This is a genomic window from Streptomyces sp. NBC_01571 (genome assembly GCF_026339875.1).
In the GTDB taxonomy this organism is placed as follows: domain Bacteria; phylum Actinomycetota; class Actinomycetes; order Streptomycetales; family Streptomycetaceae; genus Streptomyces.
The window spans coordinates 15,956-31,680 of sequence record NZ_JAPEPZ010000008.1; the positions used below are offsets into that span (position 1 = coordinate 15,956).

Consider the following 15,725-nt stretch of genomic DNA (forward strand, 5'->3'; position numbering starts at 1 on the left):
CGGGGCGATGCCTTTTCGGCCGTCAGGCGGGCGTGCAGCGCGTTTGGTTGGGGTGGGCGGTCACTGCGTCGCCCGCGCGGTCGAGCAGGGCGCGGGCCAAGTCGGTGGCATGGGCGGCCTCTTCCAGCAGGCGCATGGTCTGGCGCAGTGCGGTGGCGAGGTTCTTGTCCGGGACCAGGACGCCCGCTCCCATCAGGTCGTCGAACAGCAGCCGCTCCACGCGGTCGGACACGTACGGCAGGTCTCCGCCCAGTTCGTCCGGCAGCAAGAGCCCGGCGAAGACCTGGGTGACGGCGTCCGCCAGTCCGTGCCGGAGGCTGTGGGCATCCATGGCGATCCGGTGCAGGTACCCCCACAGGTCGCCGGGGCTGGTGCAGCTGGCCCCTTGCGCGGTCCGGTTCTGCCGGTAGTCGAGAGTCGATTCGGTCATACCGGGCATCTTTCGGGAACGGCGCACTGTGAGGTATGAGGCTCACGGGCCGTTTCGCCGGGTGGGTGCCCCGGCTGTGAGCTGTGATGCTGTGAGGTCCGATCGGCTGCTGATTGGCCGTGATCGGCTGCTGACGGCCGATCAGGTCCGATGGCCGGCCGATGGCGGGACCGATGCTGACCTGCGCGGACCAATCGATCCGATCAGCCGCCGCACCCCCCGGGTTTCCGGCTGTACGGAGCGGTTTTGGCTCCAGAGGCGGGGGTGTGTCGGTGGGTGGGTCCTAGCGTGGCTGGCTCGGGGTGGGACCGAGTCGGGGGTGCGATGGAAGCCGGTGCTGGTGCGTGGGTGTACCTCGTGGGGGCGTTGGAGTCGAGGCCGGTGAAGATCGGCACGGCGTCGGATGTGGCGGCGCGCTTGCGTGATCTGCAATGCGGGTCGCCGGTGCGCCTGCATGTCATGTGGCAGACCCGTGGTGGGCGTGACCTTGAGCTTGCCCTTCACCAGCGCTTCAGCGCCTACAGGGTCCATGGGGAGTGGTTCGACTTCGGTGAGGACCACCCTGTGGCGATCGTCGCGACCGCCGCCGTGGATCTCGGGCACCGCGCCTACCCGTCCGGGGAGTTGCCCAGCGCCGGCGCCCTTCCCCTCGCGCCCGACGTTGCCGAGGCGCGGCGGCTGGCTGTCCTCCTGCGCGAGGCCTTCGCCCAGGCCGGGGATCCCCCAGTGCTGACCGTCGCCGAGCTGCTGGAGCACCTGCGCGCCGCTGAGCCGGACACCTGGCGGAAGTGGGACGGCCGACCAGACAAGCTGGCGATGGCCGGGCGCACCATGGCCGTCATCTTCCGGGCCGCTCGCTTCGACCTGGCCAGCGTGCGCCTTCGGACTGCGGGCCGTCCCACCGCGTACCGGCTCGATCAGGTGGCACGGGCGGCGGCAGGCTCCCGCAGCATCTGAGCCGGGCGACGGTCGACAGGTCGGCGTCATCACCACCGCCGTGGGACGCCTCGCGGGCGCGAAAGGCGTGCACACGTGCCCGAGCACACGCGTGCACACGAGAGCAGGACGGGAAGCCGCCGATGGCTTCCAGGAGGGGCCCAACGCGTGCCGCGCGTGCCGCGTGCCGCGCGTACCGCGTGCGCGACGCACTGGCACGGGTCGGCCCGGCGGGTGCGTCACAGCCCCGGTGCCACCGCGTCGGTCACCGCGTCGGTCACCGCGTCGGTCACAGCTCGGGTGCGGCGGGGCCGGCCCCGAGCACGCGGCGCCCGGGGAGCGGGTGCGCGGGCTTCGGCTCGGCGGCGGCCGGGACGGCGGGCAGGCGTTCGGCGGCGAGCTGGGCGCGCGGCGCGGGCGCCGGGTCGGTGTCTCGGGTGCGGGACGTATCGGCGCGGGCGGGTCCGGTGCCCAGCGGGCGGCGGTCGGTCATCGCGCGCGGACTTCGGTGAGCACCGGGCGGTGGTCCTGGCGGTGTTGTTGCCCGGGCCTGAGCGGAGCGCCGGGACCCGGCGGAACCGGGCCGGTGCTGCCCGCGGGGGTCTCCCCTGGGAGCCGGTGCCGGGCCGGGTAACGTATTGCTGATCATGGGGTTCGGGTGTTGAGGTTGGGATGACTGTCGGTCGCGTAGTCAGGTTCGATGGGGTTCGTGGGTACGGGTTTGTTGCGCCCGTTGAGGGCGGCGAGGATGTCTTCTTGCATGTGAACGACATCTTGGTTCCCGAGGCCGCTATTAGTCCCGGGGTCATGGTCGAGTTCGTCACGGCAGAGGGGGAGCGTGGGCCGAAGGCGTCGCAGGTCCGCCTCGCCATGTCGACAGCGTCCCGAAGTGATGAGGAGGCGCTCTGCGATGTGCTGTCCGCCGAGGAGCTGAGCAGGGAGTTGACGGAGCTCCTCCTCCTTGCCGAGCCGTCGTTGACCGGACAGCAGATCCTCGATGTCCGACGTCGTCTGCTCGTCTGCGCCGAACAGCACGGCTGGACCGAGGGCTGACGTGGGGGTGGGTGCATCGGTTGCTCGCAGCGTGCTCCGGCGGGCTGCCGGAACCTGACCGATCCTCAAGCCGTGCTCGCCGGACGCCTGGCCGTCCGGGCGGAGGTACTGCGGGCGCAGGCCGGCCGGGACGGCGGCGAGGGGCTGAGCGTGGCCGACGCGGTGGCCCTGGCGGCGGTGCAGCTGGGCCTCGAAGCGCCTGCTCCCGAAGGCGCCTGAGGACGGACGGGCGCCTCGTTCGGGTCGCCGTTTCACCGGTACGTGTGTACCTGTCGTGCTTGAGCTGCTGCTGCGTCTGTCAGGAGAGGATCGCTCGCCACTGCGTGAGGGCGGCCCGCAACTGCTGTGCGCCGGTTACCCGTTCGGTCAGTGCGCACCGCTGTGTCCCGTCCTCGTCCGCCATGTAGACGTCTAGCTGGATCTCCGCATCGGGCGCGGCAAGACTCTGCCCGCCGACGGGCCGTACGTCGACCTGGAAGCCCCCGATCTGCAGCCTGAATCCCTCGTAGGCACCATCTATCAGGGTCGCCGTGGTCATGTCTTCGCTCTCCTCGCGGTAAAGCTTGATCGATCTGGCGGTGATGGTCAGCACCTTCACCCTCAGCCCGCCGACTATCAGGCTACCGAGCCCCCACGCGCCGGGGCTCGGAAACCGCTGCGCCTCGTTCGGGGTGCGGTCCCGCGCCGTGGCGTGCACAAGCAGCGCCAGACTGGCCGGCCAACGCGTGCCGCGCGTCTCGCGTGCCCCGCGTGCCGCGTACGCGAGGCGAAGTGGAGCGCCAGCAGCGCCTGTCGACGGGGCCCCCGATACGGGCCGTAAGGCGAGCCGAACCCGTGGGAGGCGCTCCGCCCGGTTTTCCCTGGTCAGCACTCGCACACGTACTCGTGCACTGCTCGCACACCACTCGCTCACACGGGGCGGATGCACGAGCAGTGTGCGAGTGGTGCACGAGTACGTGTGCGAGCAGATCGGGCCCCGCGAGGTGGTCACGCGAGCGCCGCAAGAAGGCGGAGGCCCGGACGGAGGGCAGGAGGCTGTGCAGGCCGCTGACGGGCTCTCACGGCATCAGCCTCCAGGCGGTGTTGGGCACGGAATTGGGGCAGCGTCCGTGACGTCAATCCGGGGGAATCCGGATACGGTTTCCGATATCCGGTCCGGCCTCTTTCACATTCCCTGAGTTCCCGTCAATTGGGTTTCGATGGTGGGGTTTTCCGCCGGAGGACCCACGCACGCCCCGAACGCCCGTCCAGACAGGGCTTGATCAAGTTCCGTAGGTGTCTGGTTCGGTTGTGATGCCCAGGATGTGGAGTGCTCGTTCGGGTTCGTTTCGAATCGCTCGGGTGGTTTTGGCGATGTTGTCGGATCCGAGGGTCTTCAGGACGCCGATGGCGAGGTTGCGGAGGGTTGCCATGGCGCGGGGTGCGGTGCCGGTGTGGACGGTGGAGGCGTCTTCGGCGAAGGTGACGTCCCTGATGTGGTGTGAGGAGTTCTCGATCCCCCAGTGCCCGCGGATCGCGGTGGCAAGGCCGGCGGGGCCGGTCTGGTGGGCGTCGAGGCTGGTGACGGCGTAGAGGCTCTCCCGGGTCTCGCGCTGGCCGGTTTGCTTGCGGCGGCGGTGGACACGGATGGCCAGGCGGCCGTGGGGAAGGAGATCCCGCCGAGTTCGTCCGGGACGGCGCAGGTCTTGATCGAGCGGGACTCGCGCCTGCCGTGCCCGGTGGTGGAGGCGGTGTGCTGGACGGGAATATCGCGCCACGGCAGGTCCGCGAGCTGGCTGTGGGCGGTCGGCTGGTTGGTCTTGATCACGGCGATGTAGTGGGCCTTCTTCGTCTCGACCAGCCAGGAGACGTTCGCCTTGACCGAGTGCAGCGCGTCGAAGGTGACGACGGTGCCGGCCAGGTCCAGCGGTGCCAGGAGCGGTTGGAAATGTGTGGTTTCGTTCGTCTTCGCGCCCACTTCCACCTGCGCGAGGGTGACGACCGGGGCGTGGGTGACCGCGGAGAGCAGATGCCGGCGCTTCGCGGTCAGACGGGCTGATCCCTTGAGTGTCTTGCCGTCGACAGCGATCACACACGGCCGCCCGGACGCCGAGGGCGATGGCCTGTGGGCCGGCTCGGTGGCGACGCGGTGCCGGTCGGCGAGGTAGGCGCCCACCGCCCGGTCCAGGGCGTCACCGTCAACGGTCCCCAGCACCCGGCCGATCGTGGCCGGTGACGGAGTGCGTCGCCAGCCGAGCAGGTGACGCCGGATCCCGATCACTACCAGGAGTGCGTTCGAGGCGCGCTGGCCCCACTCGGCGAGTTCCTCGATGCTCCTCGCTCCCGACACGGCCGCACAGGCGCACACCAGCAAGATCGCGGTCAGTGAGTACCAACGGCCCCGCCGCGAGCGCGGATCGGGCACCGCATCGAGGTAGGAACGCAGATCGGCGACCTGACCGGCGTCCAGCGGACCCAGCCTCATCAGCACGGCAGGGACCGGAGAAGATATGGCAGCAGGCACGGGCCACCTCGTGATCATCGGGCGTAGGAACCACAATGATCACGAAACCCGTGCCTGCCCTGCTATCCACCCCAACCGACGACAGCCCGGCCAACCCTCACCACCCCGGAACTTGCAGCCGCCCTGCCGTCCAGAAGTCCGCTGGGAGCCCGCTGACGGCCTGTCCGGGGACCGCCGGACGACCGGACGCAGACGGACTCCCAGCGGACAGCCAGCGGGTGCCCAGCGGACTCCCAACGGACCTGCGCCCGTCCGGCATGCCCGCTTTCGCACCGCCACCCGGCACCGCCACCCCGCCCGGTTCGCACCGCCATGGGCACCGCCACCCGGCAGCCTGGGTGCCGGTGGGTGGCGGTCGGGTGCGGTCTCATGGCGGTGCCGGGTGGCGGTGCTGACCAGCACAACCGGACACGGAGGCCAGAACACCGCCGCACGGCCCTCAACCCGGGGGTGCGACGGCTGATCGGTCTGATTGGTCCGCGCAGGTCAGCATCGGTCCCGCCATCGGCCGGCCATTGGACCTGACCGGCCCTCATCAGCAGCCAAAGAAGACCGCCCAGCCACCGACTTACCTACTACTACTTCCCAGCTCAGAGCCCCCTTTCCGCGCCCGCACGGGCCCGGAGAGGGGCCTTGCGGCTGGGAGGTAGTAGTAGGTACGACCCGAGAGTGACGACTCATGGACGACACCACCGGCGCCCCGGGAACCGGCCCGGAGCAGGGGCCCCGGGACGCGCCCGCGTGCTTACAGACACCACCCCGGCACCGTAAAACCGCACACGCCCCGTGAGCCCCCCGAACACACACGCACACGAGGAAAGCCCCACTGCCGCCGTCCGGAGCCCGCAGACGGGCGTACAGACGCCCGGGAAGGGCAGCCGGACCATCCGCCAGGAATCCGCCGGAGATCCGCAGACGCGTGCGGCCAGCCGCGGGCCCAGCCCTGGGGGCCAGAACGAATGTCGATCATGGCCAAAGTGGGGCCACCTGAACCTGTCACAAGCACCCCGAGGGCAACGTGAACGCCCCGCCCCGTACGCGTACGTACGCGTGTAGGGCCCACATTCGTTCACCCCCACCCAGCACGTGAACGAGTGAACGAAACCCGCTCCCGGACGCTGTCGTCGACGATCCCGACACCGCGTCGGGAACCGCGCGATGCCTAACTTCGAAGACCCGCGATACCCCACCCCGCCAACCAGAGGCCCTGTACGGCGGCCTGACGTCCTTTCCGGCCCCGCCCCACCCGGAGAGACCCGGGCGAGGCGAAAACGCGGGAGACGGGCACACAGCGGCTCCTGCGCATCCGCAGGATGCCATCGGTCGGGTGGGCAGCGCGGGCACGGCTCCGTCCCGCCGCGATCAGACCGGCACGGTCAACGCGCAGTCGAGACAGCCCTTCCGGTAACGGGCCGGATGATCCGGACACCGCTCACGGCCACCCACACCCCCCGCCAGGCCCGGCCGGACCGACCTGAGGCGCTTGACGCACTCCGGATGCATCGCGGCACGACCAAGGTCGGTCCAACGGCGATCCCCCGCGAACTCCGCGATCGCACGCAGCTCCTCCGACGTCACGTACTCCCCGGCAAGCTCGGCGACCTGCCCGGCAAGCTGCCCGCCCACCGAGGCAGGCGGACGCTGCAGCCCGGCACCCAACGCCCACCCAGCGAGGACCAGATCGACAGCACCGGAGTCCGCGGCCTGCCCGGCGCGCTGCTGCGGAACACCGTCGGAACTGTCGTTACGCACCTCAGCCGCCGGTCCCTCCGGCGCAGCCGCCTCTCTCTCTCCGGCGCGCGCCCCCTCCGGCGTGTCACTGGTGTGACTGCCGAGAGAGAGATCGTCTTCTGCTCCGCAGGAGGAATTGTTCTTCTTATGCGGCGGATCAGCCTGCGCAGGCTTAGCCTGCGCAGGAAAATCCGCCTTAGGTTCTGACCTGGGCTTTTGCGTCTCGCCCACCTGAGGCGGATTTTCCGGCTTAGGTGCTGACCTGCGCTTTCCCGTCGGAGGCTCTTCGGGGGTCTCCCACGGGGCCTCCGCACCCAGCAGTAGCCCGTTGGGCATGTCGGTGATCTTGAAGACCGTGTCTCCGAGGTGCCCCAGATCGTTGCGCTCGCGCTCCCGGTGCAGGTAGCCGTACCGCTCCAGCTCCTTCAGGGCGACGGTCAGCGCGTCCTTGCCCTCCGGCCCGTTCGCCAGAAGGGCGGCCATCGAGACACCGAAGCCGTCACGGTGCGACAAGATCTCCGCCAGCAGACCCCGCGCGCGCCGTGACAGCCGCCTGTCCCGCAGCGCCAGGTTGAAGATCTGGGTGAAGTTCTCCCGGAGAACGTCGGCCGCCATCGGGCCACGCTCGATCCGCCCGCTGAAGCCCTTACGAGTGGGCGCGCTCATCGGGGCACCCCCGCCGTGACCAGGGCGGGGGCCTGTCCATGTGGTGCTGTGCCGGTCGTGCGTCGTACGCTCAAGGGGAGCGCACCTCCGATCTACTAGCTCAAGGTGCTTCTCCGCCGTCCGGGCTCTCATCCCCGGCGACGGACGTACGGGCCTCGCTTCGGCGGGGCCTTTGCGTTTTATCGAACGTCCTCGGCCCTTTTCAGGCTGGTGGCACTTCGTCTCGCGTAACCAGCGGCGGAAGGGCGAGGTGGGCGACGGCGGTCATCGCGCCCCCTCCTGCAACGCGGATACGTATGCGGCGGTGGCGTCGTCCGAGCGCTTGAACCGGGGCCACTGCTCCCCCACCGGGTCGGCAAGCTCGGCCTCACGGGTGCGGGTGATCAGTGCTACCGGGCCTTCGGTGCGCAGAAGCGTCAGCAACTCAGCCCAGGTGAGAGCCCCGAAGCAGTCGACAAGGCGACTGGCGCCGTCGGTTAGCAGCGCGGCTTGCTGCACGCGCGCGAGTTCCACGGAGCCGGTGATGGCCTCGTCTGCGGCCGCCGGATCAGTCGCCGCGACCCAGTAGCCACCGGGCTTGTTGCGGAGACGTCGCTGGACGGTGACGAGCCGGGATACGCGGGCAGCGTGCTCAGGAGTGCCGGTCGGCCCCTGCAATGCGGCTCGTACTTCGTCGGCCGCGACCTCTTCCACACGCTTGTCGACGATCGTCCTTACACCCTCGGTGCTGAGGTCAAGTACTAGGACGTTGTCGGAAAGCACTAGGTAGTCGAGGAAGTCGCCGCGCTCGCGGATCATCACCACGGTCGAGGCCGGTACCGCTCCCTGGTCCAGGTCGCAGGAGTCTCGGTGCAGGTCGTTGACCTCGGCGATTGCGACGCGAAGGGCCTCCCGGAGGGACACCTCGTCGTCGCCGATCAGGTTGATCAGGGTGGTGCCGAGCTGTCGCACGAACCATGGGGTGCCGTGAACGCACCCCATGGGCAGGTCCTTCGGGGCGGACAGGCCGTCCAGCACGACCACTCCGGTGGGGCTCACGTGGACCGTGTCCTCGTTCGCGGCGCCCACACCCGGGGTCGATGCCATGGATACCTGCACGTCAGGCCCCTTCCGGGCGGTAGAACGGCGTGATGCGCTTGCTGGAGGTGATCTCCAACGTGTCGGGGTCGAACGTGCTGGAGACGAGGGTCGAGAAGCGCTTCGCCTTCAGTTCTCGGTGCACGGTCGCCAGCTCGCTGTTGAGCCAGTGCACGACGCCACCCGAACCGCGGGCGTGGATGCCAGCGATGTAGAGGAACGTGCCTTGACCGTCGGGGCGCGGGAGCCGGCCGAAGTACGCGACGTCGCTGTTGCCACCGTGGTCCATCGGCGAGCGATAGACCTCGCCGGTCTTCCGGTCGGTCAGGAACCAGCCGTCGTCGTCTTTGTCGAACCGCAGGTGAGGGTCACTTTCGAGGATCTGCTCGATCAGAGGCGACAGCCTGGGGCCGCAGATCACCACCAGGTTGTTGCGGTTGAGCCGTACATTGCCCCCGAGCGGGATGCGCTCGAACGTGATCTCCAGGCCGACGTCCTCGGCTAGCTCCCGCAGATGCTCGTAGGTCTGGAAGTCCTCCGTGGCGATCACGGGGCCCTGGACCCGCTTGTCGCGGCCGTCGTGCAGCTTGCCGTGCTCCAGCTTCTCGGCGAGCGCCACGATGACCTTGCCCGAGCCGAGGAACAGGCGCTCCGGCGGAGCTCCCTTAGCGAGCTGGCTCACCCGTCCCTTGCTGATGCCGAGTTCTGCGGCCAACTGGGTGCTGTTCAGCTCCCCGACCCGCAGGGTCTCGTTCATCGCCTCGTTGCGCACTGCCTGGATCTCATTGCCGTAGTCCTGTACGCGGGCGACGAGCCCGTGAGCGGCTTTGGCCCGCTGTAGAGGGTCGCCCAACTCCTTGAGCTGGGCCAATGCGACGTCGAACGCTGAGTGGAGCTGTTCCTGTAGCTCGGTCAGCGGAGCAGCGTCGGGCCGTTCCTTTTCCATCCGTGCCTCCCTTCGTGCCTCATGTTTACCTCACTAAACCGCAACTGTTCAAGGTGGTTGACGCGCGGCGGAGTGGCGTCCTATGGTTTCGATGCACGGTCGGTTTAGGGCGCTAAACCGGTCCGTCGCGTTGGCTATACATGTACTTCAAGCGCCAGATCCAGATGTCGGCCCCGGTGAACTCGTCGTACTCGCGGCGGGGTGATGGGTGGCCGGTCGTTGTTTGAGAACTCAACAGTGGACTTGATTTTCGGGCGCGGCGCCCCTGCCGTCATTTGTGACGAGACGACCCTCCCGCTGGTACTTGCCGGTGGGGTCTTGAGCGGGGGCTGGCCGCACGGCAGCCCGAGAGCGGATCTGAGCAGGGCCCCAGGGGTGGGGTCGGGGCTGGCGAGAGCCAGCAGCCAGTGTGTTGTGCAACTCCCCATCCGCTCGCCGCGCCGCACAGACGGCGCGACCCCCGGCACGGCGTTGGAGCGCCATGTGTGCCGGGGGTCCACGGATCTCCCAGCGAAGGAACCGATCCGCATGACCATCATCGCAGTCACGAACCCCGATCAGCGTCTGGGTGCGCATCTGCTTGCGGTCGTCCGTGCCCAGGACGCCTTGATTCTCGCTCCTCGGCGCGTGCCGCGCACTGCGGTGCAGATGCGGGCCAGGCTGGTCCGCATGGCCGACGACGCGTGCCCGCTGTGTGGCCGGTGGTCGTGCACCGGCAGCGACTGTCCGCCCTCCGCCGCCGTTCCTGCGGTCACGCCCTTGGCCGCGCCGGCCACTGCGTCCGGTGGTGGGCAGTGCAGCTACTGCGGTCAGTGGTTCCCCGACTGGAACGGCGGCGTGTGCGGCGTGTGCAGCAGCACCGGCCGCAGCTGATGCCGCATCTCATACAGGCGGCCCGGGCAGCGCAGCACCGCGCAGCCCGGGCCGCGTTCGCGGTCGGGCCGACGCACCCGCTGACCCGTTTGCTGCTCGCGGCTGCCGCCTTGGCGGCCGCGGCGGCGTGGGAGGCCGGGTATCGCGTCACCGACCTCCACCTCATCCGCCGGCATCACCCAGGAAGACCGCCTCGTGGCTGATGACTTGTACCAGCGCTACCAGGCTGCGCACCGCGCCTACCAGACACACACCACGGCCTGCACCCACTGCACCAGCGACAGCCTCAACTGCCCGGCCGGGCAGCGGCTGTTCGAGGCCTTCGCCCGGCTGCAGGACGCCTACCTCAACCGACTCAACCAGCGCCCGGGGCGCTGAAAGGGAGATTTCGATGGCCTTCGACATGAGCAAGTTCGGTGGCGGCCGCTGGGTCAAGACCCACCCGAACAACGTCCACACCCACGGCTCGACCGAGCCGATCTTGAGCATCCTCGACGTGCGCGGTTTCGAGCTGCGCGACCTGTTCCTGATCGGTCTCAACGACTCCTGCGGCTCGATCGTGCTGCCGTCCGAGTCCCGTGCCGAGAACGCGGCCGCCGCGCTGGAGCCCGCCTATGAGACCCGGGTGCACCTGATGGGCCGCCGGGACGGCGAGGAGGTGTGGGCGACCGACTACACCCGCCGCGCGCTGGACGGCACCACCCTGTCGGCGTTCGTCACCGACCTGACCCTCAAGGACGGCCGCCAGGTCATCAAGGACGGCCGCTGGGTCCGCTGACACCTCCGGCCTGCAGGCTGCCTGACGGCCGCCACCTGATCCCGGCCGTCCGGCCGGGCCCGGAACGAGAGGAAGCAGAAGAGTGAACAGTAAGAGGAACTGGCGGCGGCTGTCGCCGCGCGGGATGGTGCTCGCGATCCTGGGTGTGGTCACCCTGGGGGTGGCTGTCCTGTCGATGGCGGTCAGCTATCAGATCCTGGAGCCCAGGTTCGGGGTGTGGGCGGTCCCGACCGTGGGCGCCCTGGATGCCTTGTGGGTCGTCTTCCAGGCAACCGAGATCCTGTCCGGCAACAACCGGGTCCGCGCCAAGCGCGTGCAGTGGGCCGGTCTCGCGCTCACCGCCGTCAACGCCGCGATCCCGACGGTCGACCTGGCCCTGAGGCTGAAGACCACGGGCGCCGGCTTCGACCTGGCCGTGGTCATCGCCCCGATCGCGATCGGGGCGACCAAGGGCGCCTGGTGGTTCGCCCTGCCCGCGCTGGGCCGCAGGGTGTCCGACGCCACCCGCCGCGCCATCGCGACGCGGCGACAGCAGGTCGCGGACCAGCTGGAGAAGATGGAGGCGGACACCGCCGACCGCATCGAGCTGCTGAACGTGGCCCGCGACCTGAACGAGCGGGTGTCCGAGGCGGAGACGGCCTACCGCCTGTCGGTGCTGAAGACCCAGCAGTCCATGACCGAGGACCTGCACGAGCAGGCCGGGACCACCGCCGCCACGGTCGCGGAGAAGGTGCTCCCCGCTTCGGTCGCGGCGATCGCCCTGCCGGAACTCGGCACCTTCACCCCTGGCGCGCCTGCCCTGCCCGGCACGGCCACCGGCACGCCGCTGCCGGGCCGTGGCACCACCGGCACGCAGGTCAGCGCCCTGCCGCACGCATCCGGTACGGAAACCGGCACGCCCGGCGTGACGCCCACCGGCACACCGGCACACAAGGCGGCACGCACCGGCGCGCTCGCGGACCTCGCGGCGGTCGCGGGCGTGCCGGTGCCCGTGCCCGGGGAGCAGCTGACCGACGCTCAGATCGGCGTGGTGCTGCGGCACCTGCGCTACTGCGACGACCCGCCCTTGTCCTACCGCCAGGCCCGCGACGGCTTCCGCAGCGCCGGCTACCAGGGCAGCGAGGAGCGGATCCGCCGCGCGTGGACCGCGCTGCGGGCCAACGAGGGACACGGCGAGATGGCCGAGGACATCGACAGCGACGACGAGGCGTCCGAGGACTCCGACGTCTGACCCGGTCCTGTCCGGCACCACCAGTGAGGGCCAGCCAGCCTGTGCGGGCTGGCCCTTGCTGCGACTGCCGGAAGCAGTCGAGAACCCGCGTGGCAGACCCCGGTGAGCGAGCCGGTGAGTGAGCCGGTGAGCGGCCAGTGGCCGCAGACCCGGCGAGCAGACCCGGCGAGCAGACCCCGGTGAGCGAAGCGGAGATCAGTCAGCCCATCGAACGGACGGAGGGCAACGCCATGGGCGGACCCGCGTACTGGACCGAAGAGATCAAAACAGTGGGGGCACGATCCCCGAAGGAGGGGGCGCCCCGCCCCCAGCCCGGCCGCCGCTCGCCTGCTCCGGCCCCGGCACCGGTCGTGGTGCCGGTTGTTCTCGGGGGGCGGCGCCGGACGCTGGCCGTGCCCGCGCCGCCCGGGCGCGGCCGGACCCTCCTGCCCCGCCCCGTGCGAAACGCCCTGTCCAGCTGGGGCCTGGTCTACGACAGCGTGGCCCGGCCCCTGATCCCCTCCGCGCACCTGATCCAGCTGGGGCACCTGTTGCAGGCGTGGGGTTGGGGACAGTCCTTCGACATCAGCCCGTCCGGGCGCCTGTGCATCCGGGGCGGTCAGACCGTCCTCGAGTACCACGGCTACGTCACTCCCGCCGGCCGGGCCCGCGCGGTCGCGTACATGCAGCAGACCCTCGCCGCCGACGGCGTCGGGATGGAGTTCTTCGCCTGGAACGACCTGCCCGGCCGCACTTTCGCCGAGGTCGAGCACCTCATCAACCGGTCGGCTGCCGCCGCCCTGAGCAACAAGGAGTAGATCCCTGATGTCCCCCGAGGACCGCGAGACCTTCGACCGGCTCACCGCCCGCTTCCACACCGCCCCCGCACAGTCCGTGCAGCCGGAGCAGGTCGAGATCATCGACCCCACCCCCTACGGCGGCGCCCCGGCCGGCCGGACCGGCCTGACCCCGCGCGGGAAGGTCGTGCTCGGTCTTGCCGGTGCGGCCGTCGTCGGCGCCACCCTCGTCGGCTACACGGCCTATTCCGCCGACTCCGACCGGGCTGATGCCCGCGCTCAGGAGATCACCCTCCAGCGGGAGCGCCTGGAGCTGGAGCGCATAAAGGAGATCAACAAGGCCAGCGCCGACGACCGTAAGGCCGCCGTCGAGGCCGGCGCCGCCCGGCAGACCGCGCTGAACAGTTGCGTCAAGGACGGCTCGGCGCAGATCGGCAAGACCGGCGGCCCGTGGAACCGCGCCCAGGTCGTGGGCGAGTGCAAGCAGCTCGGCGACGGCGCTGACTGGTCCGCCACCAAGACCGGTACGGACATGGCCAACGCCGCCAGCTCCAGCGGCCTGAACCCCCACGACGGCGGTGGCGGTTCCGGGAACAACGGCCTGCTGTGGCTCGTCGGCGGCGGCGCCGCCCTCGCCTTGTTCGGCGCCAAGAAGGCCAAGAAGACCGCCTAGCCACCGAATTACCTACTACTACTTCCCAGCTCAGAGCCCCCCTTTCGCGCCTGTGGGCACGGAAAGGGGGCCTGCTGGCTGGGAAGTAGTAGTAGGTACGACCCGAGAGTGACGACTCATGGACGACACCACCGGCGCCCCGGGCGCCGGCCCGGAGCCTGAACCCACCCCGGCCCCGACCTCAGCTCCCGTCTCGGGCCCGGCTGCCGAGGAGCCGCTGGGCTTCGTCGCCTCCGCGCTCACCCCGATCGCCCCCGTCCACCCGGCCGGTGACGCCGACGAGGAGAACGCCGGATCGAGCGCCGCGTTCCATGCGCAGGACGGCCAGGAGGCCGGCCAGAGCGGCGACGCGCACAGCGGGAGCGTGCTGCGCGCGCTCGCGCTGGCGGCCGTCGAACGCTGGCGCAAGGGCGCGGGAGCGAACGTCAAGGCGCTGGAAGTCGAGAAGGCCAAAGCGCAGGCGCGCCAGATCCGCACGAACCACACGATCAGTGAGAACCGGGTCGGGGGCCAGGGCGGCTGCAAGTTCCGGGGTGGTGAGGGTTGGCCGGGCTGTCGTCGGTTGGGGTGGATAGCAGGGCAGGCACGGGTTTCGTGATCATTGTGGTTCCTACGCCCGATGATCACGAGGTGGCCCGTGCCTGCTGCAATATCTTCTCCGGTCCCTGCCGTGCTGATGAGGCTGGGTCCGCTGGACGCCGGTCAGGTCGCCGATCTGCGTTCCTACCTCGATGCGGTGCCCGATCCGCGCTCGCGGCGGGGCCGTTGGTACTCACTGACCGCGATCTTGCTGGTGTGCGCCTGTGCGGCCGTGTCGGGAGCGAGGAGCATCGAGGAACTCGCCGAGTGGGGCCAGCGCGCCTCGAACGCACTCCTGGTAGTGATCGGGATCCGGCGTCACCTGCTCGGCTGGCGACGCACTCCGTCACCGGCCACGATCGGCCGGGTGCTGGGGACCGTTGACGGTGACGCCCTGGACCGGGCGGTGGGCGCCTACCTCGCCGACCGGCACCGCGTCGCCACCGAGCCGGCCCACAGGCCATCGCCCTCGGCGTCCGGGCGGCCGTGTGTGATCGCTGTCGACGGCAAGACACTCAAGGGATCAGCCCGTCTGACCGCGAAGCGCCGGCATCTGCTCTCCGCGGTCACCCACGCCCCGGTCGTCACCCTCGCGCAGGTGGAAGTGGGCGCGAAGACGAACGAAACCACACATTTCCAACCGCTCCTGGCACCGCTGGACCTGGCCGGCACCGTCGTCACCTTCGACGCGCTGCACTCGGTCAAGGCGAACGTCTCCTGGCTGGTCGAGACGAAGAAGGCCCACTACATCGCCGTGATCAAGACCAACCAGCCGACCGCCCACAGCCAGCTCGCGGACCTGCCGTGGCGCGATATTCCCGTCCAGCACACCGCCTCCACCACCGGGCACGGCAGGCGCGAGTCCCGCTCGATCAAGACCTGCGCCGTCCCGGACGAACTCGGCGGGATCTCCTTCCCCACGGCCGCCTGGCCATCCGTGTCCACCGCCGCCGCAAGCAAACCGGCCAGCGCGAGACCCGGGAGAGCCTCTACGCCGTCACCAGCCTCGACGCCCACCAGACCGGCCCCGCCGGCCTTGCCACCGCGATCCGCGGGCACTGGGGGATCGAGAACTCCTCACACCACATCAGGGACGTCACCTTCGCCGAAGACGCCTCCACCGTCCACACCGGCACCGCACCCCGCGCCATGGCAACCCTCCGCAACCTCGCCATCGGCGTCCTGAAGACCCTCGGATCCGACAACATCGCCAAAACCACCCGAGCGATTCGAAACGAACCCGAACGAGCACTCCACATCCTGGGCATCACAACCGAACCAGACACCTACGGAACTTGATCAAGCCCTGGTCGGGGGCACCACCACGACCAACACCCACGCTCACAAGGGCAACAAGGACGCCAAGTCGGCGAACACCCGCACGCACACCAACGCCAGCCAGGCCAAGAGCAACCGAGACGACAAGAACGCCTCCCACCGCAGCCGGGACGACAAGAACCACCGGCAGCAGCA

The 15,725-nt window shown here is 69.8% G+C and carries 18 protein-coding genes; 11 read left to right on the top strand and 7 right to left on the bottom strand.

Features of this window, described 5'->3' with window-relative positions; translation table 11 throughout:
* Positions 1-22: 22 nt before the first annotated feature.
* Positions 23-430 (bottom strand): hypothetical protein, encoded by a 408-nt coding sequence (locus OHB41_RS51335; protein ID WP_266709601.1) that lies wholly within the window; start codon positions 428-430, stop codon positions 23-25.
* Between the two features lie 381 nt (positions 431-811).
* Between OHB41_RS51335 and OHB41_RS51340 the strand changes: the two genes are divergently transcribed.
* On the top strand, positions 812-1,387 hold the full coding sequence (locus tag OHB41_RS51340) for a GIY-YIG nuclease family protein (RefSeq protein WP_266709603.1): 576 nt from the start codon (positions 812-814) through the stop codon (positions 1,385-1,387).
* Between the two features lie 268 nt (positions 1,388-1,655).
* Here the strand turns inward: OHB41_RS51340 and OHB41_RS51345 are convergent, their stop codons facing one another.
* Complete coding sequence (locus tag OHB41_RS51345; RefSeq protein WP_266709605.1) at positions 1,656-1,859, bottom strand: hypothetical protein; 204 nt, start codon at positions 1,857-1,859, stop codon at positions 1,656-1,658.
* Between the two features lie 179 nt (positions 1,860-2,038).
* On the opposite strand from OHB41_RS51345, the gene OHB41_RS51350 reads away from it, so the two are divergent.
* Both OHB41_RS51350 and OHB41_RS51355 read left to right on the top strand, forming a co-directional pair.
* The gene (locus OHB41_RS51350) at positions 2,039-2,419 is read left to right on the top strand and encodes a cold-shock protein (RefSeq protein WP_266709607.1); all 381 of its coding nucleotides are present in this window, start codon (positions 2,039-2,041) and stop codon (positions 2,417-2,419) included.
* A 72-nt stretch (positions 2,420-2,491) separates the two neighbouring features.
* Entirely contained in the window at positions 2,492-2,638 is a 147-nt protein-coding gene (locus OHB41_RS51355) for a hypothetical protein (protein ID WP_266709609.1), read from the top strand.
* A gap of 79 nt (positions 2,639-2,717) precedes the next feature.
* Here OHB41_RS51355 and OHB41_RS51360 read toward each other — a convergent pair whose 3' ends face one another.
* The 5 genes from OHB41_RS51360 to OHB41_RS51380 all read right to left on the bottom strand — a co-directional run bounded on the left by OHB41_RS51360 (position 2,718) and on the right by OHB41_RS51380 (position 9,342).
* Complete coding sequence (locus OHB41_RS51360) at positions 2,718-2,957, bottom strand: hypothetical protein (protein WP_266709611.1); 240 nt, start codon at positions 2,955-2,957, stop codon at positions 2,718-2,720.
* Positions 2,958-3,794: 837 nt separating this feature from the next.
* Positions 3,795-4,883, bottom strand: coding sequence for an ISAs1 family transposase (locus tag OHB41_RS51365; RefSeq protein WP_266705580.1), 1,089 nt, complete (start codon positions 4,881-4,883; stop codon positions 3,795-3,797).
* Positions 4,884-6,284: 1,401 nt separating this feature from the next.
* The gene (locus tag OHB41_RS51370; RefSeq protein WP_266709613.1) at positions 6,285-7,319 is read right to left on the bottom strand and encodes a hypothetical protein; all 1,035 of its coding nucleotides are present in this window, start codon (positions 7,317-7,319) and stop codon (positions 6,285-6,287) included.
* A gap of 264 nt (positions 7,320-7,583) precedes the next feature.
* On the bottom strand, positions 7,584-8,405 hold the full coding sequence (locus OHB41_RS51375; protein ID WP_266709615.1) for a hypothetical protein: 822 nt from the start codon (positions 8,403-8,405) through the stop codon (positions 7,584-7,586).
* A 13-nt stretch (positions 8,406-8,418) separates the two neighbouring features.
* Positions 8,419-9,342 (bottom strand): sigma-70 family RNA polymerase sigma factor, encoded by a 924-nt coding sequence (locus OHB41_RS51380; protein ID WP_266709617.1) that lies wholly within the window; start codon positions 9,340-9,342, stop codon positions 8,419-8,421.
* A gap of 528 nt (positions 9,343-9,870) precedes the next feature.
* On the opposite strand from OHB41_RS51380, the gene OHB41_RS51385 reads away from it, so the two are divergent.
* The 8 genes from OHB41_RS51385 (at position 9,871) to OHB41_RS51420 (ending at position 15,438) form a co-directional block, all read left to right on the top strand.
* Complete coding sequence (locus OHB41_RS51385; RefSeq protein WP_266709619.1) at positions 9,871-10,215, top strand: hypothetical protein; 345 nt, start codon at positions 9,871-9,873, stop codon at positions 10,213-10,215.
* A 195-nt stretch (positions 10,216-10,410) separates the two neighbouring features.
* Entirely contained in the window at positions 10,411-10,593 is a 183-nt protein-coding gene (locus OHB41_RS51390; RefSeq protein ID WP_266709621.1) for a hypothetical protein, read from the top strand.
* Between the two features lie 13 nt (positions 10,594-10,606).
* Positions 10,607-10,993, top strand: coding sequence for a hypothetical protein (locus OHB41_RS51395; protein WP_266709623.1), 387 nt, complete (start codon positions 10,607-10,609; stop codon positions 10,991-10,993).
* An 82-nt stretch (positions 10,994-11,075) separates the two neighbouring features.
* Positions 11,076-12,224, top strand: coding sequence for a hypothetical protein (locus OHB41_RS51400; RefSeq protein ID WP_266709625.1), 1,149 nt, complete (start codon positions 11,076-11,078; stop codon positions 12,222-12,224).
* Between the two features lie 137 nt (positions 12,225-12,361).
* Positions 12,362-13,021, top strand: coding sequence for a DUF6197 family protein (locus OHB41_RS51405; RefSeq protein WP_266709626.1), 660 nt, complete (start codon positions 12,362-12,364; stop codon positions 13,019-13,021).
* A 7-nt stretch (positions 13,022-13,028) separates the two neighbouring features.
* A complete protein-coding gene (locus OHB41_RS51410; RefSeq protein WP_266709628.1) occupies positions 13,029-13,673 on the top strand; it encodes a hypothetical protein in 645 nt (214 codons plus the stop codon).
* Between the two features lie 118 nt (positions 13,674-13,791).
* Positions 13,792-14,271 (top strand): hypothetical protein, encoded by a 480-nt coding sequence (locus OHB41_RS51415; RefSeq protein ID WP_266709630.1) that lies wholly within the window; start codon positions 13,792-13,794, stop codon positions 14,269-14,271.
* Positions 14,272-14,349: 78 nt separating this feature from the next.
* Entirely contained in the window at positions 14,350-15,438 is a 1,089-nt protein-coding gene (locus tag OHB41_RS51420) for an ISAs1 family transposase (protein ID WP_266705580.1), read from the top strand.
* The last annotated feature ends 287 nt before the right edge of the window (positions 15,439-15,725 follow it).